Here is a 21,898-nt window from a genome sequence, read left to right on the forward strand (position 1 = left end):
GACAAAAGCGCCCTGCCCCCGCCCCCATGGGCTCAGACCCGCAACAGGCGCCCGTGGAATCGCGTCGCGCCGAAGGCGCGTCCGCCGGATCGGTCGATCACATGTGGATCACGCGCCCGTAGGCGTCGAGAACGCTTTCATGCATCATCTCGCTCAAGGTCGGATGCGGGAAGACGGTGTTCATCAGGTCTTCCTCCGTGGTTTCAAGCTGGCGCCCGACCACGTAGCCCTGGATCAGCTCGGTCACTTCGGCGCCCACCATGTGCGCGCCCAGCAGTTCGCCGGTCTTGGCGTCGAACACGGTCTTGATCATGCCGCCTTCCTCGCCCAGGGCAATCGCCTTGCCATTGCCGATGAAGGGGAACCGCCCGACCTTAACGTCGTAGCCCAGTTCCTTGGCCTTGGCTTCGGAATAGCCAACGGAGGCGACCTGCGGATGGCAATAGGTGCACCCCGCGATGCTTTCGGGCTTCACCGGGTGCGGGTTTCCGCCCGCGATCAGTTCCGCCACCATCACGCCCTCGTGGCTGGCCTTGTGCGCGAGCCAGGGCGCCCCCGCGATGTCGCCGATGGCATACAGCCCCTCGACCCCGGTCCGGCAGTATGCGTCGGTGATGACATGGGTGCGGTCGATCTTCACGCCCAGGTCCTCGAGGCCGAGGTTCTCGACGTTGCCGACGATCCCGACCGCCGAGATCACGGTGTCGAACTCGTGTTTCTCGACCTTGCCGCCCGCCTCGATATGGGCGGTGACCTTGCCCTTGGCCCGGTCCAGTTTCTTGACCATCGCCTTCTGCATGATCTTCATGCCCTGTTTCTCGAAGGCCTTCTTGGCAAAGGCGGAAATCTCCGCGTCCTCCACCGGCAGCACGCGGTCCATGACCTCGACCACGGTCGTGTCCGCGCCCAGCGTGTTGTAGAAGCTCGCGAATTCGATCCCGATGGCGCCCGAGCCGATGACCAGCAGTTTCTTCGGCATCCGCTTGGGCTGCAACGCGTGCTTGTAGGTCCAGACCAGATCGCCGTCCGCTTCCAGCCCCGGCAGTTCGCGCGCCCGCGCGCCCGTGGCCAGCACGATGTTCTTCGCCGTCAGATCCTCGGTGCCCTTGTCGGTCTTGACCGAAACCTTGCCCTTGGCCGGCAGCGTCGCCTCGCCCATCACCACGGTGATCTTGTTCTTCTTCATCAGGTGCGCCACGCCGCTGGTCAGCTGCCCCGCCACCTTGCGCGACCGCTTGACCACCGCGTCCAGATCGAAATCCACCCCCTCGGCCTTCAGGCCGAACTCCTTGGCCCGGTGCATCAGGTGGAACACCTCGGAGGACCGCAGCAGCGCCTTGGTCGGGATGCACCCCCAGTTCAGGCAGATGCCGCCGAGATGCTCGCGCTCCACGATGGCGACGGAAAGCCCCAGTTGCGCGCCGCGGATCGCGGCGACGTAACCGCCCGGTCCGGCGCCGATCACGATCAGATCATAGGATTTCGCAGCCATTCCAGGGGTCCTCGCATGTGACAGACAGAATTGGTTTACCGTTAAACCAGTTTCCACCGCGTCACAACAGCGAGAACCTCGGCGGTTCAGGCGACCGCCGTTTCCCCCTGCAGTTCACGCACCGTCCGGCCGTAGCCGCCATCGGCCACATAGGCCTTCTCGCCCGTGGTATCGCTGCGCGACAGCGCCTCGTTGCGGTAGGGGAAGCGGCCGAAACGTCGTATCACCTCGCGATGGGCACGGGCATGCAACAGGTTGCTTTCGCCGGCTTCGGGCATCCGTTCGCACATCAGGCGCACGCAGCGCTCCTGATCGCACAGGTTTTCCGAATGCATCAGCGGAAGGTAGAAGAATTGCCGCGCCGGTTCGTCGATCTTGAGATCCCAGCCCCGCTCGATCGAGGACTTGGCCACCGCGAGCGCCGCGCGGTCGCTGGAAAACGCCTTGCCCTCGCCCCGGAACATGTTGCGCGGAAACTGGTCCGTCAGGATGATGTAGGCCAGCGCGCCGGAGGGGTACGTCAGCCAGAGCGAGAAACGCCCCTCGCAGGCAGCTTCCCAGGTGTCCAGGAAAAGGTCGCGGATCCTTGTGTCGAGCGCATCGCTGGCCTCGTACCAGCCAGCGGGGCCGACCTCGTCCAGCCAGAACGAAAGTACCTGATCAGGGCCTTGCATGGAACACACTCCTCCGTTTTCACGCGCCGTTGCCTTGCAGCGGGCTGTTCCCACCATAGAAGCAACTTAACCAGAGCATCGACTCACGAATTATATCATTTGCGACATCTTTGCCGCGCTCAGGGCTGGTTTTCGTCATCCTGCTCGCTTTCGATGGCATATTCCTGCGCATACTCCACCGCCACGGGGGTCGCCGTGGGATAGATCGCGACGTAGCTGCCGGTCTCGTCCACCGGAACCGCCGGACGGCGCGTCGCACGATAGGCGGCATAGACCGCCAGCATGACGAAGAGGATCGCGGTGAAGAGATAGAACCCGCCCGGTCCCAGCGTGGTCCCCATCATCCAGCCGGTGATGACCGGCCCGAGGATCGCGCCCAGCCCGTTGATGAAGATCAGACCGCCGGACGCCGCCGCCATGTCCTCGTGCTCGAGGAAGTCGTTGGTATGCGCGATCAACAGCGAATAGAGCGGGTTCGACATGCCCCCGACGATGAACGCCGAGACCAGCAGGAGCCAGAACACTCCGCCCAGCATCATGCCGAGAACGGAGCCCCCCGCGCCGATGGCCGAAACGATCACGATCAGCGTGCGGCGGTCCATCCGGTCGGAGATCCAGCCGATGGGGTACTGCAACACGACCGACCCGACGAAGAAGGTCGCCACGAAGGTCGAAATCTGCGCCACGCTCAGCCCGGCCTCCGCACCGTAGACCGGCGCCATGCCGAACTGCGCCGAGAAGACCCCGCCGAGCAGGAACATCCCGATGCAGCCCAGCGGCGAATAGGTCGCGAGTTCGCGCAGGCTCATCGGTTTGGTGGTGTCGAAGGCCGGCGTCGGGCTGATGGTCAGCAGGATCGGCGTCACGGCCACGCTGACCAGCACCGAGGGAATGACGAAGAGCACGTAGCCCGACGGGTCCGCCGCCAGCAGCAGCGCCTGCGCGACCACCACGCCCATCGTCTGCACGATCATGTAGAGCGACAGCGCCTGCCCGCGGTTGGAATTGTCGGCGGCGTTGTTCAGCCAGCTTTCCGCGGTCACGTAGACCGCCGAGAAGCAGAAGCCGATCAGCACGCGGCCGATGGCCCAGAGCGGCACCGCCGGAAAGGTGGGATACAGGATCATCACCGCCGAGATCAGCGAGGCCAGCGCGGCGAAAACCCTGACGTGGCCCACACGGCGGATCATGTGCGGCGCCAGCCGCGACCCCCCGAGGAAACCAACGAAATAGGCCGACATGACGATGGACATCTCGAAGGTCGAAAACCCTTCGAGCGCGCCGCGGATACCCAGCAGGGTGCCCTGCATGCCGTTGCCGACCATCAGCAGACACATCCCGAGCAGGAGTGCCCATGCGCTTGAAAGAACCTGTATCATCGCTGCGAATCCTCACTGCCGGTGGTTCCCTCCCTGAACGTCTTGGAGCGTGAGGTCACCCCTTTAGACGACATTCACCATATTTTTTTCGACGCCGGGATCAGCAGCGAAGCGTCTCCGTAAGAAAAGAACCGGTATTTCCGGTCGATCGCGTGCGCGTAGATGTCGCGGATCGCCTGCTGGCCCATCAGGGCCGATACCAGCATCATCAGCGTGGAGCGCGGCAGGTGGAAATTGGTCATCAGCGCGTCGGTGACGTTGAACCGGAAACCCGGCGTGATGAAGATGTCGGTATCGCCTTCCCATGGGCCGATCTCTCCGTCGCGTGCGGCGGTCTCGATCAGGCGCAGCGCGGTGGTGCCCACCGCGATCACCCGGCCGCCCGCCGCCCGTGTCGCGGCGATCTCGGCGGCGGCGTCCGCGTCCACCCTGCCCCATTCCGCGTGCATCCGGTGTTGGGTGATGTCGTCCACCTTGACCGGCAGGAAGGTTCCGGCGCCCACGTGCAGCGTGACGTGCGAAAACGTGACCCCCTTGGCCGCCAGCGCCTCCAGCAGCGGCTGGTCGAAATGCAGCGACGCGGTGGGGGCCGCGACCGCACCGGCGTGGCGGGCCCAGACCGTCTGGTAATCGGTCCTGTCCTGCGCATCGGCGGGGCGTCTGGCGGCAATGTAGGGCGGCAGCGGCATCGCGCCCGCCGCGTTCAGCGCCGCGTCGAAATCGGCCCCCGTGCAGTTGAACCGCAGATGCGCCTGCCCGTCCGACACCGCCTCCAGCGTCGCGTCGAGATCGCGGCTGAAGACCACGCGCTCGCCCTGCCTGAGCTTGCGCAGCGGTTTGACCAGCGCCGCCCAGGTGCCATCGGCGCGCGGTTCCAGCAAGGTGACCTCGATCCTGGCGCTGACGGCGCCCTGCGCGGACTGCCGCGTGCGCATGCCCGTCAGCCGCGCGGGGATCACCCGCGTGTCGTTCAGCACCAGCCTGTCGCCGGCGCGCAGCCATTCGGTAAGGTCCGTGACGACGCCGTCATGCAGCGCGTCCCCTTCCGCGACCAGCAGCCGCGCCGAGGACCGGGGCACCGCGGGACGGGTCGCAATCAGGTCTTCGGGCAGATCGAAATCGAAATCGGAAAGTTTCATGGCCGCGCTTTACCGGCCCGGCGTGCTTCGGACAACGGGATTCTGGGGCTGTGGCGCGGGGTCGGGCGCACGGGGCCGGCCCGGTGCGCGCGGCACCTCGGGCGGGGGCCGGCGAAAGATGTCGCGGAACATGCCCGGTGTCAGCGCGGACAGCGGGTTCACCCCGACGCTCGGCTGCTTTGCCGGCCCGGTCAGCGTGTAGTTGAACCCGATCAGGCCCTCCCCCTTCCGGGTGAGGACCGACCCGATGCCATTCAGCAGGTACACCGGGGTGATGACGCCCTGCATGTCGATCGTGCCGCTGTCGAGCGCATAGATCCCGTCCATCGACAGGCCCATGGATGCCCCGACCGCGCTGGCCTCGGTCAGGGTCAGGCGGTTCGGCGTCAGACGGAAACGCCCTTCGACCTCGTCGAAATAGATGCCGTCGCCGTTGAGTTCGTTGATCAGGCCCACCACCGAGATGGAGTTCACCAGCGCCGCGATACCCGGCGCGTCCTTGATGCGCACGTCGGTCACGTCGAGGCTGCCGTCGAAGGCACCGCCGCTGCCCACCGGCAGCAGGGTCAGCGACAGCTCTCCGCCCACCACCTGCCGCAGCAGCCCGGCCGAGCGCAGCACGCCGCCCGCGTCAGAGGACACGAGCCGCACCGCGGACCGCCCGTTCTGTGGCAGCACCCGGCCCTCCACCGGCGTGCCGCCATTGAGCCGCGCCCGGAACGATCCGTCGAGCCCGCCACCGGTGCCGAAAGCGCCCTGCATGTCGGTCAGAGCGATGGTGTCGGTGATCTGCAACCGGTCCAGCCGGACCTGCATGGATGTCCCGGGCCCGGTGCCGCCGCCCTGACCACCGCCCAGTTCCGCGCTGCGCAGGTCCAGCAGGCCGCCCCGGATCACCAGCTGAACCGGGTTGCCCGGCCCCTGCCCGACCACGTCCACCGCCGCATCCAGCCAGTCGCCCGCGCGCAGCGTATCGAACCGGACCCGGTCGAGCGCGCCCCCCTCGCGCAGGTCCACCGCGCCTTCGGCGGTCAGGCCCGCCGCGGTCAGCGACAGCCGGTCCACCGCCGGAACCGCGCCCAGCCGCCCGCTGACCCGAAGACGGCCCGAGGTGCCCGCCGCCTTGCCCCAGCCCAGTTGCGGCACCGAAAGACGCAGCCCCGCGAGGTCCGACTGCAGGTCGAACTGCGGCGCGCCGCCTTTCGGCAGATCCACCTCGATCCGCGCGGGCGCCTCGCCCGATACCGTGCCGGGCGGCAAGGCGATGCCGAACGTCTCCAGCGCCTCTTGGTTCAGGCTGACATCTGCCCGCAGGCCGCTGGCGCCGGCGTCCGGGCCGATCGGCTGCACGAAACTGCCGTCGAAGCCGATGCCGTCGAGGCTGCCCGCACCGCTGAGGATCACCCGCTCGTTGTCGACCGTCAGGTCCAGCGTTTGCGTCCTGAGCGCGCGGTCGCGGATCAGCACCTCGCTGCCGAGATCGCGCAGCGTCCCGGTGAAGTCGAAGACGACCTGATCCTCGGTCCCTTTCTGCAGCGGCAGCGCGATCTGGCCCTTCAGCGCCGCGCGTCCCCGGGCGAGATCCACCGGCAGGTTCGCCTTGTCCATCACGCTCAAGGGCTCCCGGTTGAGCAGGGACAGGGCCGCGGTGATCGAAGACTCGGTTTTCAGCCGGATCACGGCCGGCGGACCATCCTTCACCCTGACATCCGGGATGATGAAGGAGGAATTGTCGATCCGCACCGCGCCGCCCGCATCGGCGGCCACCGTCGCCGCGTCCACCGCCACAACGAGGCGGTTGTCCAGCAGGCTGAAATGCCCCTTGCCTCCCGTCAGGGGCGGCATCGTTTTTAGGAACCGGACATCCGCCTTGGCGTAGTCGAAGGCGACATAGGTCTGCGGTGCCGCGTCGGGCGTCAGGCGAAAGGCCAGGTCGAGGTTGCTGACCTCTCCGCCGTGCACGTTCTCGACCAGCCAGTCGCGGGTCTTGGTCTTGAGCCCGCGGGGCCACAGCTCCAGCAGGCGGTCGGGCGACAGGCCGTCCATGCGGCCGTCCAGCGCCACGCGCCACCCGTCCAGACGCGCCGACATGGTCCCGTCCAGAAGCAGCGTGCGGCCCTGGTCGCTGATCTGCATCCGACCCAGTTCCAGCCGGAAGGGATTGAGCCGCAGGCGGAAATCCACGTCGGTCTCGGCAAGGCCCACCGGGGCGTCGTAGATGTCATCGGGGTTCGCGCGCAGATCGCGGATGGTGAACTGCCCCACGAGGTCGTTCAGCTTGCCGTCGGGCGTGAGACCCAGCGCGGCGCTGCCCGAGCTTTCCGCGCTGACCCACTTGCTGCGCAGGCGCACGTCGGCAAAGCGCAGCAGCGCCTCGGCGGGATCGTAGCTGAAGTAGCTCTGCGCGCCGTCGAAGGGGATCGGCCGGGTCTGCGGGTTGGGCTGCACGACACCGGCCCCGATCTGGAGCGTGGCGTTCAGGGGCTCGAACGTGCCCGACTGGTTCAGCCCGCTGCGGACCGACCCGGAGATCGGGGCCCGCAGCACCCCCAGCCACGCAAAGGCCGGTCCCTGCGTCGCGATGTCCGCCGCCGACACGCCTTCGAAGCTCACCCCGAAATCCGCGGCGGTCTGACCGATCCGGCTGGCATAGTTGGCCGAGAGGGTCGCCGCCCCGGACCCGCCGCTGAGCAGCGCAAGATCCGCCGTCAGCCGCAGCATGCCGTCCTCGCGGGACAGCAGGAGCCTGCCGCCGTCGATGGTCCAGCTGCGGCCTGCGCGCAGGTCGTCGAACTGCAAGGTCACGGCCCGCAGGTCCGCCTCGGCAAGGGCCCGCAGCGCGGGGCGCTGCAGGACGTCATCCAGTTGCGCGATCAGTTGCGGCAGGGTCGCGGCCTCGCGGCTGAAACTGCCCGGCCCGAGGCCCGCGCTCAACGCCACGCGGCCCTCGGCGTCGCGGCGCAGGGTCACGACGACCCCCGAGATGGAGATGGACTGCGGCTGCACCACGCCGTCCAGCAGCGGACGCAGGGCAAACCCGGTCTTGAATTCCGTCAGCCTGAGGATCTCTGCCCCCTCCGGCGTGTCGATCTCGACGTTGCGCAGGCGCACGCGGGGAAACCAGCCCTCCTCGACCACGAGCTCAACCTCACCGAGGCTTACTCGGACGTCCGGAAGCTCGCGCGCGATGCGCGTCTCGATCCGCTCCTGCAACCAGCCCGGCGCGCGAAGCGGCTGGCCCATGGACAGCCAGACCGCCCCCACCAGCGCACCGGCCGCCAGAGTCAGAAGGACCACCGACCAAAGGCCGAAACGGGCGGCGTGCTGGTGGACCTTGCGTCTGGGGCGTGGCGTGGTGCGTTCGGCTGGTTCGGTCATCGTCGTCCCAAATCCGCGGGCCCTCTTGGCACGCGCGGCAATTGGCCTACTATGACAGCCCGACATTCGGCATCCAAGTGAAAGAGACGTGATCCATGCCCGAGATTTCCGAGCCCGCACCCGACTTCACCCTCCCCGTCACCGGCGGCGGCGAGATCAGCCTTTCCGCCCTGAAGGGCAGCCCGGTGGTGCTGTTCTTCTACCCGCGCGACGACACGCCGGGCTGCACCAAGGAAAGCATCGGCTTCTCCGAGCGCCTGTCCGACTTCGAGGCGGCGGGCGCGAAGGTCTTCGGCATTTCCCGTGATACGATGGCCAAGCATGACAAATTTGCCGCCAAGCACGACCTGACCGTGCCCCTGCTGTCGGACGAAGGCGGCAGCGTCACCGAGGACTACGGCGTCTGGGTCGAAAAGAACATGTACGGCAAGAAATCCATGGGGATCGAGCGCAGCACATTCCTGATCGACGCCCAAGGCAGGATCGCGCAGATCTGGCGCAAGGTGAAAGTGCCGGGCCACGTGGACGAGGTGCTCGAGGCGGTGCGCGCCCTGTGATCGCGCTGGCGCAGATGGCCGAAGCCGTGCTGCGCTGCGCGGACGGGCGGGAGAAGACGGCGCTGTCCCGCCGGTACGCCGCCGAATGGCAGGCGGCCCGCGCCGCCGGGGAAACGCCGGAGGTGGGCCGCGCCAGCCCGCCGCTGCATCCCGCCCGCCCCGCCACGCCCGAACTGCTGAGCCCGCGCGACGTGCCGCGCAGGCGCCCCGGCACGCCCGAGGGACGCATCGCGTTGCTGCACGCGGTCGCCCACATCGAACTGAACGCCGTCGATCTGCACTGGGACATCGTCGCCCGCTTCACCGACACCCGGCTGCCGATGGGGTTCTACGACGACTGGGTCAAGGCGGCTGACGAGGAATCCAAGCATTTCAACCTGATGGCCGACTGCCTGGAGGAAATGGGCAGCCACTACGGCGCGCTGCCGGCCCATGCCGGGATGTGGCGCGCGGCGGAGGACACGGCGGACGACCTGATGGGCAGGCTCGCCGTGGTGCCCATGGTGCTCGAAGCGCGCGGCCTCGACGTGACGCCGGGCATGATCGATGTGTTCCGAAAGGCGAAGGCGGACATCGCCGTCGCCGCGCTCGAGACGATCTACGCCGAGGAAGTCGCCCACGTGGCCTATGGATCGAAGTGGTTTCACTTTCTCTGCGGGCGCTTCGACGAGGATCCGAAGGAGCGCTTCCACGCCCTGGTGAGGACCTATTTCCACGGCGATCTGAAACCGCCCTTTAACGAGGAAAAGCGCGCCGAGGCGGGCATCCCGCCGGACTTCTACTGGCCCCTCACCGGGACCGATTGAGGGCCCCAACCTCAAGACCAAACCTCAAGTTCTTGGTATCGGCGGATTTTTGCCAATTTGTCGCAAACGGGTGGAATGCCGCCGCAGGGGGACCTACAGGGTTGCCCCAGCGGCACGGGGTGGCTAAGAAAATCTGAATTCGGGCGCGTATGGGGATTATCGCGCCCGTTTGGGGACGGAAAAAGGAATACAACTTGCGCTCTACGCTTGCCATCAAGGTCCACGCGACCCTGGAAAGATATTTTCCCGAACGCCGCGTGTTTCTGAAATCCGACAGTGATACACGCTTCATCCGCCTGCGCCCCGGCACCCAGATCGTCGCCTTCGCCGGATGTGCCGCGCTCGTCGCATGGGCCATCGTGGCGACCGCCATCATCCTCATGGACAGCATCGGGTCGGGCAACTTCCGCGAGCAGGCCAAGCGGGACCAGCGCACCTACCAGGCCCGGCTCAACGACCTGTCGGCGCAACGCGACAGCCGCGCCGAAGAGGCGCTGGCGGCGCAGGAGCGTTTCAACGCCGCGCTCAAGCAGATTTCCATGATGCAGTCCGAACTGCTGGAATCCGAAACCCGCCGCCGCGAGCTGGAAACCGGGATCGACGTGATCCAGGCCACCTTGCGCGACACCATGAAGGACCGCCAGGCCGCGCGCAGCCAGCTCGCCGCGCTGCAGGGCTCCATCGCCGAAGGCGGGGCCGGCACCGTGCAGACCGCCGCGTCGAGCGCGCCCATCGAATTCCTTGCGGAGGCGCTGGCCGAAACCGCCAAGGAGCGCGACCAGGTGATCGTCGATGCGCAGGACGCGCTGCTTCAGGCCGACGAGATGGCCCAGCAGATCGCGCTGATGAAGGATCAGAACGACGCGATCTTCCGCCAGCTAGAAGAGGCGATGACCGTCTCCGTCGCACCGCTGGACAAGATGTTCCGCAACGCGGGCATGTCCACCGACAACATTCTGGCCACCGTCAAGCGGGGCTACTCCGGCCAGGGCGGCCCGATGACCCCGCTGTCCTTCACCACCCGCGGCGAGGAGCCTTCGCCCGACACCCTGCGCGCCAACCGGCTGCTGAACCAGATGGACCGTCTGAACCTCTACCGCATCGCGGCCGAGAAGGCGCCCTTCGCGAACCCGGTGAAATCCGCGTTCCGCTTTACCAGCCAGTTCGGCTATCGCCGCGACCCCAAGACCGGCGGGCGGCGCATGCACTCCGGCGTCGATTTCGCCGCCGGCATCGGCACGCCGCTTTATGCCACGGCGGACGGCGTCGTGACCCATGCGGGATGGCAATCCGGCTATGGCCGCCTGGTCAAGATCCAGCACGAGTTCGGGATCGAGACGCGCTATGCCCACCAGTCGCGCATTCGCGTGAAGGTCGGACAAAGGGTCTCGCGCGGGCAGCACATTGGTGATATGGGAGCATCTGGACGTGTCACCGGCGTTCATCTCCACTACGAAGTCCGTGTCGGCGGCAAAGCTGTAAACCCCATGATCTATATCAAGGCTGCAAACGATGTTTTCTAAGAGCAAAATCAACGATCCCGCCCCGAACAAGGACGCAGAAGGCCAGCGCCAGACGACTCCTCAGACCCCGGCGCAGTCCACATCGTCCCAGCCCAAGCCCAGCGAGTTCAAGGCATCGGCGCCCAAGGCGAAGCCGCCCGCGTCGGTTCTTTCCGCCGACCTGCATGTGACCGGCAACATGAAGACGACCGGCGACATCAACGTCGAGGGCACGGTCGAGGGCGACATCCGCGCGCATCTGCTGACCATCGGCGAGACGGCGACGATCAAGGGGGAAGTGGTGGCCGACGACGTGGTGATCAACGGGCGCATCGTGGGCCGCGTGCGTGGCCTGAAAGTCCGCCTGACCTCCACCGCGCGGGTCGAGGGCGACATCATCCACAAGACCATCGCGATCGAGTCCGGCGCGCATTTCGAAGGCTCCGTCCAGCGTCAGGACGACCCGCTGAACCCCGGCGCCAAGAACGCACCGACCCAGAAGCCGAACCCCGCCTCCTGAGGCATCGGCAGTCGGATTTCAAAGGGCGTCGCAGATTTTGCGGCGCCTTTTTGCTTTGGGGGGTGATGTGATCACGGCGGTGGACGACAAATCCGCGGATCGCCACAACGCGCGATCGCCCCGGCAGAAGCCTGCCAAGTCCCTTTCCCAAACCTCAGGTGCGACGGGCGGCGGCAACGAAGTGCGATATCCGCTCTGCGGGACTTTTTTGACCGTCGCTCATTCGCAAGTGATGATCGATAGCAGCCCGATTAAGACTTTGCGAAACGCCAGTTAAAGCACCGCTGCAGGCGGTCAATTCCCAGAATTGAGCGACTATTGGCAGAAATCGCCGTGACACTGTTCGTGTAGCCAAGCTACTGTGGAGTTCTCATGAGCGGGGATGGAAGGGCTATCACGATGTTGCGTGGGGTTATGTTGCCTCCAATAGGCACGAAGCGAGAGGATGATGGAAGAACGAGCTTCTTCATTAGTGGTGACGGAGCATTCCTGAGTACCGTTCCTGCTGCTGTTTTATATTGGGATAGGCTTTATGCCCCCATCGCCATTAGAGGGATGGCTCCTCATTATGATGCAGCCGTCGAAAGCCTCGTGGCGCTCGGCATTGCAGAAAGCTTCGATTTGAAATCTGAAAATGAGTTTTCATTAGGTGATATACCATCGATGATTTCTAAGTACGCGGCTTCGCTTGACGAACTTGACTCAAGAGATTCCCAAGTTTGGTCGGTAATGCCATTGCATCCGGATCAAAAATCTACACTTGCCGCTCAGTCTTCGCCCTATTTTCCTAAGCCCACTGCAACTATTGCTTCAATTGAAGTGCAACTGAGGAATGCTCTACCAGTACCAGATCGGGAGGTACCCTTCGAAGATCTTCTAGAGTTTAAGAACTCAAGGAAGGACCAGATAGGCCGGCTTCACGCAGAACTAAGCCAAGTTGCGTCAAGATATGTCGGAGCAATGGATGACGAAAAAGCCCTTTCATCCGCATTGATTGATGTTAACACAGCGGTCTCAGAGCTTCATCGTGTCTACGAGGAAAAGTGGATTAAGAGAACAACCAAGAGTCTTACGTCTGCATTTGCTTTTGAAGGCGCATTACCGGCTGGGGTAGCTTATTTACTGGGTGTTGAGATAGACAAAGCTTTTCTTGTCGGGGCCGGCGTTGCGATTGCCAAGTCTGCTGTGACGGCGAGCGTTCCCGACAAACACAAAGATCATCCCTATTCCTATGTACTGGGTGCGAGAAACATATAGGCTTGGTCCTTATATGCGCACACATCATTTGATAGTCTTTTTGGTCCCTCAGTTAATTTTCGAAGAATTTGCAAAATTCGTTAACTGAGCAGAACCGCCGCTCGCGCCAACTGCAGCGCTTGTTTTTGTCGTCTCAGACCGGGTCATTCGCTCCCCCCCCAACGCAAAAGGGCGGGCCAGACGGCCCGCACCTTGCTTGAATTCATCCGCGGTCACTCGGTGACGGTGACCTTGCGCATCACGTCCGGCGTGCCGTCGACCGCGCCGTTGCCGCCGGTGCCGCGCTTGATCGCGTCGACCACGTCCTGCCCGCCGGTCACCCTTCCGACCACGGTGTACTGACCGTTCAGGAAATACCCTTCGTCGAACATGATGAAGAACTGGCTGTTGGCGGAATTGGGGTTCTGCGACCGGGCCATGCCCACGACGCCCTTGTCGAACGGGATGTCGGAGAATTCGGCAGGCACGTCGGGCAGGTCGGAGCCGCCCATGCCCGCGCGCGACAGGTCGCCGCCTTCCTTGCCGAACTGGACGTCGCCGGTCTGCGCCATGAAGCCGTCGATCACGCGGTGGAACACGACGCCATCGTAGGCGCCCTGCTCCGCCAGCGTGGTGATCCGCTCCACGTGCTGCGGTGCCACGTCCTCCAGCAGGTCGATGGTCACGGTGCCGTTCGCCTCGCCCTCGACCTCGATCTCGAGGCCGGTCGCGCCGGCGGCACCGGCCGTGAGGACGGCTGCGGTTGCGATCAGGAACTTACGCATCGGCGGCCACCTTGACGCGGATCATGCGGTCGGGTTCGGCCGGCGGCTCGCCGCGGGTGATGGCATCCACGTGCTCCATCCCGCTGATGACCTGGCCATAGACCGTGTACTGGCCGTTCAGGAAGTCGTTGTCCTTGAAGTTGATGAAGAACTGGCTGTTCGCGCTGTCGGGATTGGCCGACCGCGCCGCGCCCAGCGATCCACGGGCGTGCGGCACCTTGGAAAATTCCGCCGGCACGTTGCCGAGGTCCGAACCGCCGGTTCCCGCGAGGCGCAGGTTGAATCCGTCTTCCATGTTCCCGTGCTCCACATCGCCGGTCTGGGCCATGAACCCGTCGATCACCCGGTGGAACGCGACATTGTCGTACTTGCCCGCGCGGGCCAGTTCCTTCATCCGGGCCACGTGCTTGGGCGCCACGTCGGGCAGAAGCTGGATGGTGACGGTGCCGCCCTTCAACTCCATCAGGATCGTGTTTTCGGGGTCTTTGATCTCGGCCATGCGGGTCTCCTTCGCAAAATGGGTTGGGCGATACCTAAGTCCGATCGTCGGGATTGCCAAGCAGATGCATTGACCCCCGCGCCGGATATGGCAAAAGACGGCCATCGCACCGCAAACCGGAGGAACGGCATGGGCTGGAAGACACTGGATGACATGGAACTGAACGGCAAGACCGTGCTGGTGCGTGTCGACATCAACGTGCCGGTCGAGGACGGGCGCGTGACGGATTCCACGCGGATCGAGCGCATCGTTCCGACCGTCACCGACATCCTCTCTGCCGGTGGCACGCCGGTGCTGCTGGCGCATTTCGGCAGGCCCAAGGGCAAGGTGGTCCCCGAGATGTCGCTGAAGCCGCTGCTGCCCGCGCTAGAGGACGCGCTGGGGCGCAGCGTCACGCTGATCGACAGCATCGATGCGGCGGAGGCCGGGCTTGATCCGGATGCCGAGGTCCTGCTTCTGGAAAACATCCGCTTCGAGCCCGGCGAGGAAAAGAATGACACCGCCCTCGCCCGCCGTCTGGCGGCGCTGGGGGATGTGTATTGCAACGACGCCTTTTCGGCTGCACACCGTGCCCATGCCTCGACCGAGGCGCTGGCGCGGCTGTTACCCGCCTGCGCGGGCCGGCTGATGGAGGCGGAACTCTCCGCCCTCGAGGCGGCGCTGTCCACGCCCGAACGCCCCGTGGGGGCCGTTGTCGGCGGCGCGAAAGTATCCACCAAGATCGAATTGCTGGAAAACCTCGTCAACCGGCTCGACGTGCTGGTGATCGGCGGCGGCATGGCGAATACCTTTCTCGCCGCGCTGGGGGCCGACATGGGCGCATCGCTGAAGGAGCCGGACTTCTACGGCACCGCCTGCGACATCCTCGCGCAGGCCGACAAGTCGGGGTGCCGCGTGATCCTGCCGGTCGACGGGCTGGTCGCCCGCGAATTCGCCGCCGGGGCCGCGCACGAGGTCATTGCGCTGGGGCCGGACACCGCGCTGGCATCGGACCAGATGGTGCTGGATGCCGGCCCGGACAGCATCGCTCTGGTTGAGGCCGCCTTCGAGGGGTTACGCACGCTGATCTGGAACGGGCCGATGGGCGCGTTCGAGATCGCCCCCTTCGACACCGCCACGGTGGCCGCCGCGCGCGCTGCCGCCCGCCAGACGCGCGACGGCACGCTGACCTCCGTCGCCGGGGGCGGCGACACCGTCGCGGCGCTGAACCAGGCCGGGGTGGCCGACGATTTCACCTACATTTCCACCGCGGGGGGCGCGTTCCTCGAATGGATGGAGGGCAAGGAGCTGCCCGGCGTGGCCGCGCTCGACAGCTGACGCTGGCTTCGGACCGCCGAAACGGCTAGTCTTCCGGGCAGGCTGCAAGGGGGGCTGGCATGGCTGACTGGACACTCATCACCGGGGCATCCGACGGTCTGGGCGCGGAATTCGCCAAACTGGCGGCAAAGCATGGCCGCAACGTCGTCCTCACCGCGCGCTCCGAGAACAGGCTCGAGGCCCTCGCCGAGGACCTGCGCGCCGACGGGGTCGACGTGGTGGTTATCCCTGCCGACCTGAACGACCTGGCCGAGGTCGACAGGCTCTGGTCGGCGGCGACGGATGGCCGGCGGATCGACTTTCTGGTGAACAACGCGGGCCTGGGTCGCAACGGCCCTTTCGGGACCGACGGCGGCGCGGGCTGGGACATGGAACTAAGCAGCATCGACGTCAACGTGCGCGCCCTCACGCGGCTCATGCGGCTGGCCATCCCGCACATGACCGAGGCCGGGTCGGGACGGATCCTGAACGTGGCGTCGGTGGCGGGGTTCCTGCCCGGCCCGAACATGGCGGTCTATCACGCGACAAAGGCGTTCGTGCTGCATCTGTCCGAAGCGGTGGCGCACGAACTGCGCAACACCCGCGTCACCGTCACCGCGCTGTGCCCGGGCGCCACCCGTACCGGGTTCTTCGGCAAGGCGGACATGAACGGGGTGCGATTGCTGAAGCTGGCGCCGCCCGCCAATGCGCACGATGTCGCGAAGATCGGCTGGCAGGCCGCGCTCGGCGGGCGGCGCGTGGTCGTACCGGGGGCGATGAACACCCTGTCCAGCCTGCTGCCCCGTGTCGCGCCGCGCGGTCTCGTGACCGCCCTGACCGGCAAGATCATGTCGAAAAACTGATCCGCCTGCACGCAGGGGATTCACATGCCGAATCGCCTGTGTCATAGTGCTGTCACGTCCACCAAGAGACGACACGAGGCAGACCAGATGACACGCACCGCACGCCCGGCCTTCGGCACCCTGCTGTTCTTCGCGATCGCATTCGCGCTCAGCCTCTATTTCACCTTCGCGGCCGTGCAGGGCGACTACGGCCTGTTCCGGCGGGCAGAGATCGTGGCGGAAAGCCAGGATCTGCGCAGCCGACTGGCGGAAGTGCGGATGGACGTGGCGCGGATGGAGAACCTGACGCGCCGGATGTCCGACGACTACCTCGACCTCGATCTGGTGGACGAACAGGCGCGCAAGGTGCTGGGCATGGTGCGCCCTGATGAAATCGTGATCAGATAGGGTCGAAATCCGGCGCGACATCGGTCACCCTGGGCCGGCAGGCGCGCGCTGGGAAAAGGCCTCTACACTTCCGGGCGCGAATCCGCTACAGAATAGTTTAACGCTAAACTAATTGCGCCGCCCGCTTGCTCGCGCGCACCGAGGAGATGCTCATGGCCGCCAGAAAAGCCACCCAGAAACCCAACGTTTCAGCGGACGAGCTGAAAGGCTACTACAAGGACATGCTGCTAATCCGCCGGTTCGAGGAAAAGGCCGGCCAGCTTTACGGCATGGGCCTGATCGGTGGCTTCTGCCACCTGTATATCGGTCAGGAAGCCGTGGTTGTCGGCCTCGAGGCCACCGCCAAGGAAGGCGACAGCCGCATCACCACGTACCGCGACCACGGGCACATGCTGGCCTGCGGCATGGATCCCAACGGCGTGATGGCCGAGCTTACCGGGCGCGAGGGGGGCTACTCCAAGGGCAAGGGCGGCTCCATGCACATGTTCTCCAAGGAGAAGAAGTTCTACGGCGGCCACGGTATCGTGGGCGCCAACGTGCCGCTTGGTGCGGGGCTGGCCTTTGCCGACAAGTACAAGGGCAACGACAACGTCACCTTCACCTACTTCGGCGACGGCGCGGCGAACCAGGGCCAGGTCTACGAGACCTTCAACATGGCCGCGCTGTGGAAACTGCCGGTGATCTTCGTGATCGAGAACAACCAGTACGCCATGGGCACCGCGCAACAGCGGTCCACCTCGTCCGCCGAGATCTGGGAGCGCGGCAAGGCCTTCGGCATCCCCGGCGAAGCGGTGGACGGCATGGACGTGCTCGCCGTCAAGGAAGCGGGCGAGAAGGCGGTCAAGCACTGCCGCTCCGGCGATGGCCCGTACATCCTCGAGATCAAGACCTATCGCTATCGCGGACACTCCATGTCGGACCCGGCCAAGTACCGCACCCGCGAGGAGGTGCAGAAGATGCGCGACGAACGCGATCCGATCGAAGGCGTGCGCAAGATGCTGCTGGACGGCAACCATGCGACCGAGGAGGATCTCAAGGCCATCGACAGGGACATCAAGAAGGTCGTGAACGAGAGCGCCGATTTCGCCAAGGAGAGCCCCGAACCCGAGGTCGATGAACTCTGGACGGACATCTACGCGACCGAAGTCCCGCAGGGTGAGGCCACCGCCTGATGCGGCAGTCCGCACGCCATGTCACCGCGCTGAACGCGGCCCAAAACGGGCGGATCGCACCGCCGCAGAATAAGACCATTTCCGAAATCATGGACACGGCCGGCGAGGCCCGCTTCGCCTCTGCCTTCCGCGCCGCGACTGTCCACTGTTCCGCCCAAGATCGATAGGGGAGCCGCAATGCCCACAGAAATTCTCATGCCCGCCCTCTCCCCGACCATGGAGGAAGGCACGCTTGCCAAATGGATGGTCAAGGAAGGCGACACCGTCTCCTCCGGCGACATCCTGGCCGAGATCGAGACCGACAAGGCCACGATGGAATTCGAAGCCGTGGATGAAGGCACCATCGGCAAGATCCTGATCGACGAGGGCACCGAGGGGGTCAAGGTCAACACCCCCATCGCCGTGCTGCTGGAAGAAGGTGAAAGCGCCGACGACATCGACACCGCGAAGGCGAAGGACACCGGCGCCAAAGACGCACCGGAGGCAAAGAAGGCGACGAAAAAGGACGCAGACGAAGACAAACCGGCCCCCGCCGAAGGCAAATCCCACCCCGAGCCACAGGCCGACGTGACGCCGGACTGGCCCGAGGATACCAAGCTGAAACAGCAGACCGTCCGCGAAGCGCTGCGGGATGCCATGGCCGAGGAAATGCGCCGCGACGAGAATGTCTTTCTCATGGGCGAGGAAGTCGCCGAGTACCAGGGCGCCTACAAGATCAGCCAGGGCCTGCTGGATGAATTCGGCTCGAAGCGGGTGATCGACACGCCGATCACGGAACACGGATTTGCCGGGATCGGCGTCGGCGCGGCATTCGGCGGCCTCCGCCCCATCGTCGAATTCATGACATGGAACTTCGCGATGCAGGCCATCGACCAGATCATCAACTCCGCCGCCAAAACGCTGTACATGTCGGGTGGCCAGATGGGGGCGCCCATGGTCTTCCGCGGACCCAACGGCGCCGCCGCGCGTGTCGCGGCACAACACAGCCAGGACTACGCCGCCTGGTACATGCAGATCCCCGGCCTGAAGGTCGCGATGCCCTACTCCGCCTCCGACTACAAAGGGCTGATGAAGACCGCGATCCGCGACCCGAACCCGGTGGTCTTCCTCGAGAACGAGATCCTCTATGGCCGCAGTTTCGATGTGCCCGAGATCGAGGATTACACCGTTCCCTTCGGCAAGGCGCGCATCTGGCGCGAGGGCGACGACGTGACAATCGTCAGCTTCGGCATCGGCATGAGCTACGCGCTGGAAGCCGCCGACAAGCTGGCGGAGGACGGGATCATGGCCGAGGTGATCGACCTGCGCACCCTGCGCCCGATGGATACCGACGCGATCCTGAAGTCGGTCAGGAAGACCAACCGCTGCGTCACGGTCGAGGAAGGCTGGCCGCAGCCCTCCGTCGGCAGCTACATCTCCAGTGTCATCATGCAGGAGGCTTTCGATTATCTCGACGCCCCCGTGATCAACTGCACCGGCAAGGATGTTCCGATGCCCTACGCGGCCAATCTCGAGAAACTCGCGCTGGTGACGACCGACGAGGTCATCGAGGCCGTGAAAAAAGTCACCTACAGGTAAGGCCAGGTCATGGAACCCAATCAAATCGAAAGCCGCAAGGCCGGCAAGGAACTGGTGCTCATGATGCAGGTGGATGGTCGCCAGTACCGTCTCACCGCGCCGGAAGAGTTGCTGGACGACGAGTGCGGCGACGACGCAGACGAGGCCACCCGCACCGCATGGGTCCGCAAACACCTGCCCGGGATCGTGTCGGCCATCGGCGCGCGCGAGGACGGTGGCTGGCTCAAGGCGCCCTACAACCGTATCATGGTAGAGGAGATCGACTGATGCCCACTGAAATCCTCATGCCCGCCCTTTCCCCCACCATGGAGGAAGGCACCTTGGCCAAATGGCTGGTCAAGGAAGGCGATACTGTCTCCTCCGGCGACATCATGTGCGAGATCGAGACCGACAAGGCAACGATGGAATTCGAGGCGGTGGACGAAGGCACCATCGGCAAGATCCTCATCGGCGAAGGCACCGAGGGGGTCAAGGTCAACACCCCCATCGCCGTGCTGCTGGAAGAAGGTGAAAGCGCCGACGACATTGGCGAGCCCTCTGCCGCCGAGCCGGACGCGGACAAGTCGAGCCATGCCGCACCGGCGGCGTCGTCATCAGACACCGCCCCCGAAGGCGGCTACGGGCGCGGCGCGACGGACGCCAACGCGGAGAAATCGGAAGACGGCGGCAAGGACGCCGGAACCGCCCCCCCGGCGGGAGAGAACGACAAGGGCGAACGCATCTTCGCGTCCCCCCTCGCCCGCCGCATCGCCGCGGACAAGGGGCTGGACCTCGCGCAGATCAAGGGGTCAGGCCCCAAGGGCCGCATCGTCAAGGCGGATGTCGAGGGCCTGTCGAAATCCGACGCGCCCAAGGCCGACGCACCAAAGGCCGAGGCATCGCAGGCCGCCGCACCGGCAGCCGCGGCAGCCCCGGCAGGCCCTTCCGCCGATGCTGTCGCAAAGATGTACGAAGGCCGCGAGTACGAAGAGGTCAAGCTCGACGGCATGCGCCGCACGATCGCCACGCGCCTGACCGAGGCCAAGCAGACCGTGCCGCACTTCTACCTGCGTCGCGACATCCATCTCGACACGCTGATGGCCTTCCGCGCCCAACTCAACAAGCAGCTCGAACCGCGCGGCGTGAAGCTCAGCGTGAACGACTTCATCATCAAGGCCTGCGCGCTCGCGCTGCAGGAGGTGCCTGACGCCAACGCGGTCTGGGCCGGCGACAGGATCCTCAAGCTGACGCCGTCGGACGTGGCGGTCGCCGTCGCGATCGAAGGGGGTCTTTTCACCCCCGTGTTGAAGGACGCCCATCAGAAGACGCTCTCGACGCTCTCCGCCGAGATGAAGGATCTTGCCAGCCGCGCCCGTGACCGCAAACTGGCTCCCCACGAATATCAGGGCGGCAGCTTTGCCATCTCCAACCTCGGGATGTTCGGGATAGACAACTTCGATGCGGTCATCAATCCGCCGCACGGCGCCATTCTTGCCGTCGGCGCGGGCGTTCAGAAACCCGTGGTGGACACCGACGGCCAGATCACCGTGGCGACGGTCATGTCCGTCACCCTCTCGGTGGACCACCGTGTGATCGACGGCGCGCTTGGCGCCGAACTGCTCGGCGCGATCAAGGCGAACCTCGAAGCGCCGATGACCATGCTCGCCTGAAAGCGCGCCCTCCGCCCTCTCCGGAAGGCGGGGGGATGCGGCACGCAAGAAAGCCGGGGCAACACCCCGGCTTTTTAGGTTCTACAGATTTGAATGGCGGCTCAGGCGATCTTGGGACCGAACATGTGGTCCATCAGCACCGACGGCTGATCACACCCCGCCTCGCCCACGATCTTGGCCGGGATGCCTGCCACCGTCTTGCAGGGGGGCACTTCTTCCAGCACGACCGATCCGGCGGCGATGCGGCTGCAGTGGCCCACCTTGATGTTGCCAAGCACCTTCGCACCGGCTCCGATCAGCACCCCGTCCGCGATCTTGGGGTGGCGGTCTTCTTCCTCCTTGCCGGTGCCGCCCAGCGTCACCGAATGGAGCATGGAGACATTGTCGCCCACGACGGCGGTTTCCCCGATGACGATGGAATGCGCATGGTCGATCATGATGCCCTTGCCGATCCGCGCCGCCGGGTGAATGTCCACGCCGAAAATCTCGCTGACCCGCATCTGCACGAAATAGGCAAGGTCGCGCTTGCCCTTCTTCCACAGGTGATGGCCGACCCGATAGGCCTGCACCGCCTGGTAGCCCTTGAAGTAGAGAATGGGCTGCACCAGCCTGTGACAGGCGGGGTCGCGCTCGTAGATCGCCACGAGGTCGGCGCGCGCCGCCTCAACCAGACCGGGATCTTCGGCAATGGCTTCGTCCACGATCTCGCGCACGACCATCATCGACATTTCATTCGATGCCAGCTTTGCCGCGATCCGGTAGGACAGCGCCTTCTCGATCGACTTGTGATGCAGGATGCAGGCATGAACGAAACCGCCAATCAGCGGCTCGTCCTTCACGGCCTGCTGCGCCTCGTGCTGGATCTGTTCCCAGACCGGGTCGACGCTGGAAATCTTTCTGCTGGGTTCGGCCATAGATCACGTCCTTTGCTGCCGTCAGGCTACCTCATGCCGCATCAGAAAACCAATGGCAAACCCGTGATGCAA

20 protein-coding genes are annotated in these 21,898 nt (G+C 65.2%); 12 read left to right on the forward strand and 8 right to left on the reverse strand.

Annotated elements, in window-relative coordinates; genetic code table 11:
- Positions 1–97 precede the first annotated feature (97 nt).
- The 5 genes from lpdA to BOO69_RS10545 form a co-directional block, all read right to left on the reverse strand.
- Positions 98–1,492, reverse strand: coding sequence for a dihydrolipoyl dehydrogenase (gene lpdA / locus BOO69_RS10525; protein WP_071972128.1), 1,395 nt, complete (start codon positions 1,490–1,492; stop codon positions 98–100).
- 86 nt (positions 1,493–1,578) lie between these two features.
- The gene (locus BOO69_RS10530; protein WP_071972129.1) at positions 1,579–2,166 is read right to left on the reverse strand and encodes a DUF924 family protein; all 588 of its coding nucleotides are present in this window, start codon (positions 2,164–2,166) and stop codon (positions 1,579–1,581) included.
- Positions 2,167–2,285: 119 nt separating this feature from the next.
- The gene (locus tag BOO69_RS10535; protein WP_071972130.1) at positions 2,286–3,545 is read right to left on the reverse strand and encodes an MFS transporter; all 1,260 of its coding nucleotides are present in this window, start codon (positions 3,543–3,545) and stop codon (positions 2,286–2,288) included.
- 74 nt (positions 3,546–3,619) lie between these two features.
- Positions 3,620–4,684 (reverse strand): tRNA preQ1(34) S-adenosylmethionine ribosyltransferase-isomerase QueA, encoded by a 1,065-nt coding sequence (gene queA, locus BOO69_RS10540; RefSeq protein ID WP_071972131.1) that lies wholly within the window; start codon positions 4,682–4,684, stop codon positions 3,620–3,622.
- Positions 4,685–4,693: 9 nt separating this feature from the next.
- A complete protein-coding gene (locus BOO69_RS10545; protein ID WP_071972132.1) occupies positions 4,694–8,062 on the reverse strand; it encodes a YhdP family protein in 3,369 nt (1,122 codons plus the stop codon).
- Between the two features lie 95 nt (positions 8,063–8,157).
- Here BOO69_RS10545 and BOO69_RS10550 point away from each other — a divergent pair, with 95 nt between their 5' ends.
- The 5 genes from BOO69_RS10550 (at position 8,158) to BOO69_RS23035 (ending at position 12,704) form a co-directional block, all read left to right on the forward strand.
- Positions 8,158–8,619: a peroxiredoxin gene (locus BOO69_RS10550; RefSeq protein ID WP_071972133.1), complete on the forward strand. Its 462-nt coding sequence runs from the start codon at positions 8,158–8,160 to the stop codon at positions 8,617–8,619.
- Positions 8,616–9,425 (forward strand): ferritin-like domain-containing protein, encoded by an 810-nt coding sequence (locus BOO69_RS10555; RefSeq protein ID WP_071972134.1) that lies wholly within the window; start codon positions 8,616–8,618, stop codon positions 9,423–9,425. The genes BOO69_RS10550 and BOO69_RS10555 overlap by 4 nt, the downstream gene beginning before the upstream one ends.
- Positions 9,426–9,619: 194 nt before the next feature.
- On the forward strand, positions 9,620–10,948 hold the full coding sequence (locus BOO69_RS10560) for a M23 family metallopeptidase (RefSeq protein ID WP_071972135.1): 1,329 nt from the start codon (positions 9,620–9,622) through the stop codon (positions 10,946–10,948).
- A complete protein-coding gene (locus BOO69_RS10565) occupies positions 10,938–11,447 on the forward strand; it encodes a bactofilin family protein (RefSeq protein ID WP_071972136.1) in 510 nt (169 codons plus the stop codon). The genes BOO69_RS10560 and BOO69_RS10565 overlap by 11 nt, the downstream gene beginning before the upstream one ends.
- Before the next feature lie 372 nt (positions 11,448–11,819).
- The gene (locus tag BOO69_RS23035) at positions 11,820–12,704 is read left to right on the forward strand and encodes a DUF6236 family protein (RefSeq protein ID WP_156874907.1); all 885 of its coding nucleotides are present in this window, start codon (positions 11,820–11,822) and stop codon (positions 12,702–12,704) included.
- 212 nt (positions 12,705–12,916) lie between these two features.
- Here BOO69_RS23035 and BOO69_RS10570 read toward each other — a convergent pair whose 3' ends face one another.
- Together BOO69_RS10570 and BOO69_RS10575 are read right to left on the reverse strand one after the other, a co-directional pair.
- A complete protein-coding gene (locus BOO69_RS10570) occupies positions 12,917–13,468 on the reverse strand; it encodes a peptidylprolyl isomerase (protein WP_071972137.1) in 552 nt (183 codons plus the stop codon).
- Positions 13,461–13,967 carry a peptidylprolyl isomerase gene (locus BOO69_RS10575; protein ID WP_071972138.1) on the reverse strand — a complete coding sequence of 169 codons (507 nt, stop codon included), beginning with the start codon at positions 13,965–13,967 and terminating at the stop codon, positions 13,461–13,463. The genes BOO69_RS10570 and BOO69_RS10575 overlap by 8 nt, the downstream gene beginning before the upstream one ends.
- 129 nt (positions 13,968–14,096) lie before the next feature.
- Here BOO69_RS10575 and BOO69_RS10580 point away from each other — a divergent pair, with 129 nt between their 5' ends.
- The 7 genes from BOO69_RS10580 to BOO69_RS10610 all read left to right on the forward strand — a co-directional run bounded on the left by BOO69_RS10580 (position 14,097) and on the right by BOO69_RS10610 (position 20,912).
- On the forward strand, positions 14,097–15,284 hold the full coding sequence (locus tag BOO69_RS10580) for a phosphoglycerate kinase (protein ID WP_071972139.1): 1,188 nt from the start codon (positions 14,097–14,099) through the stop codon (positions 15,282–15,284).
- Positions 15,285–15,343: 59 nt separating this feature from the next.
- Positions 15,344–16,126 (forward strand): SDR family NAD(P)-dependent oxidoreductase, encoded by a 783-nt coding sequence (locus BOO69_RS10585; RefSeq protein ID WP_071972140.1) that lies wholly within the window; start codon positions 15,344–15,346, stop codon positions 16,124–16,126.
- A gap of 87 nt (positions 16,127–16,213) precedes the next feature.
- Positions 16,214–16,513 (forward strand): FtsB family cell division protein, encoded by a 300-nt coding sequence (locus BOO69_RS10590; RefSeq protein ID WP_071972141.1) that lies wholly within the window; start codon positions 16,214–16,216, stop codon positions 16,511–16,513.
- A gap of 152 nt (positions 16,514–16,665) precedes the next feature.
- Entirely contained in the window at positions 16,666–17,685 is a 1,020-nt protein-coding gene (pdhA, locus tag BOO69_RS10595; RefSeq protein WP_071973764.1) for a pyruvate dehydrogenase (acetyl-transferring) E1 component subunit alpha, read from the forward strand.
- Between the two features lie 177 nt (positions 17,686–17,862).
- Positions 17,863–19,263, forward strand: coding sequence for a pyruvate dehydrogenase complex E1 component subunit beta (locus tag BOO69_RS10600; RefSeq protein WP_071972142.1), 1,401 nt, complete (start codon positions 17,863–17,865; stop codon positions 19,261–19,263).
- A 9-nt stretch (positions 19,264–19,272) separates the two neighbouring features.
- Positions 19,273–19,530, forward strand: a complete 258-nt coding sequence (locus tag BOO69_RS10605) for a hypothetical protein (RefSeq protein WP_071972143.1) — start codon at positions 19,273–19,275, stop codon at positions 19,528–19,530.
- Positions 19,530–20,912, forward strand: coding sequence for a pyruvate dehydrogenase complex dihydrolipoamide acetyltransferase (locus tag BOO69_RS10610; RefSeq protein ID WP_071972144.1), 1,383 nt, complete (start codon positions 19,530–19,532; stop codon positions 20,910–20,912). Before BOO69_RS10605 ends, BOO69_RS10610 begins: the two co-directional genes overlap by 1 nt.
- Positions 20,913–21,013: 101 nt before the next feature.
- Here the strand turns inward: BOO69_RS10610 and cysE are convergent, their stop codons facing one another.
- A complete protein-coding gene (cysE, locus tag BOO69_RS10615; protein WP_071972145.1) occupies positions 21,014–21,826 on the reverse strand; it encodes a serine O-acetyltransferase in 813 nt (270 codons plus the stop codon).
- Between the last annotated feature and the right edge of the window lie 72 nt (positions 21,827–21,898).

This window comes from Sulfitobacter alexandrii (assembly GCF_001886735.1).
Classification (GTDB): domain Bacteria; phylum Pseudomonadota; class Alphaproteobacteria; order Rhodobacterales; family Rhodobacteraceae; genus Sulfitobacter; species Sulfitobacter alexandrii.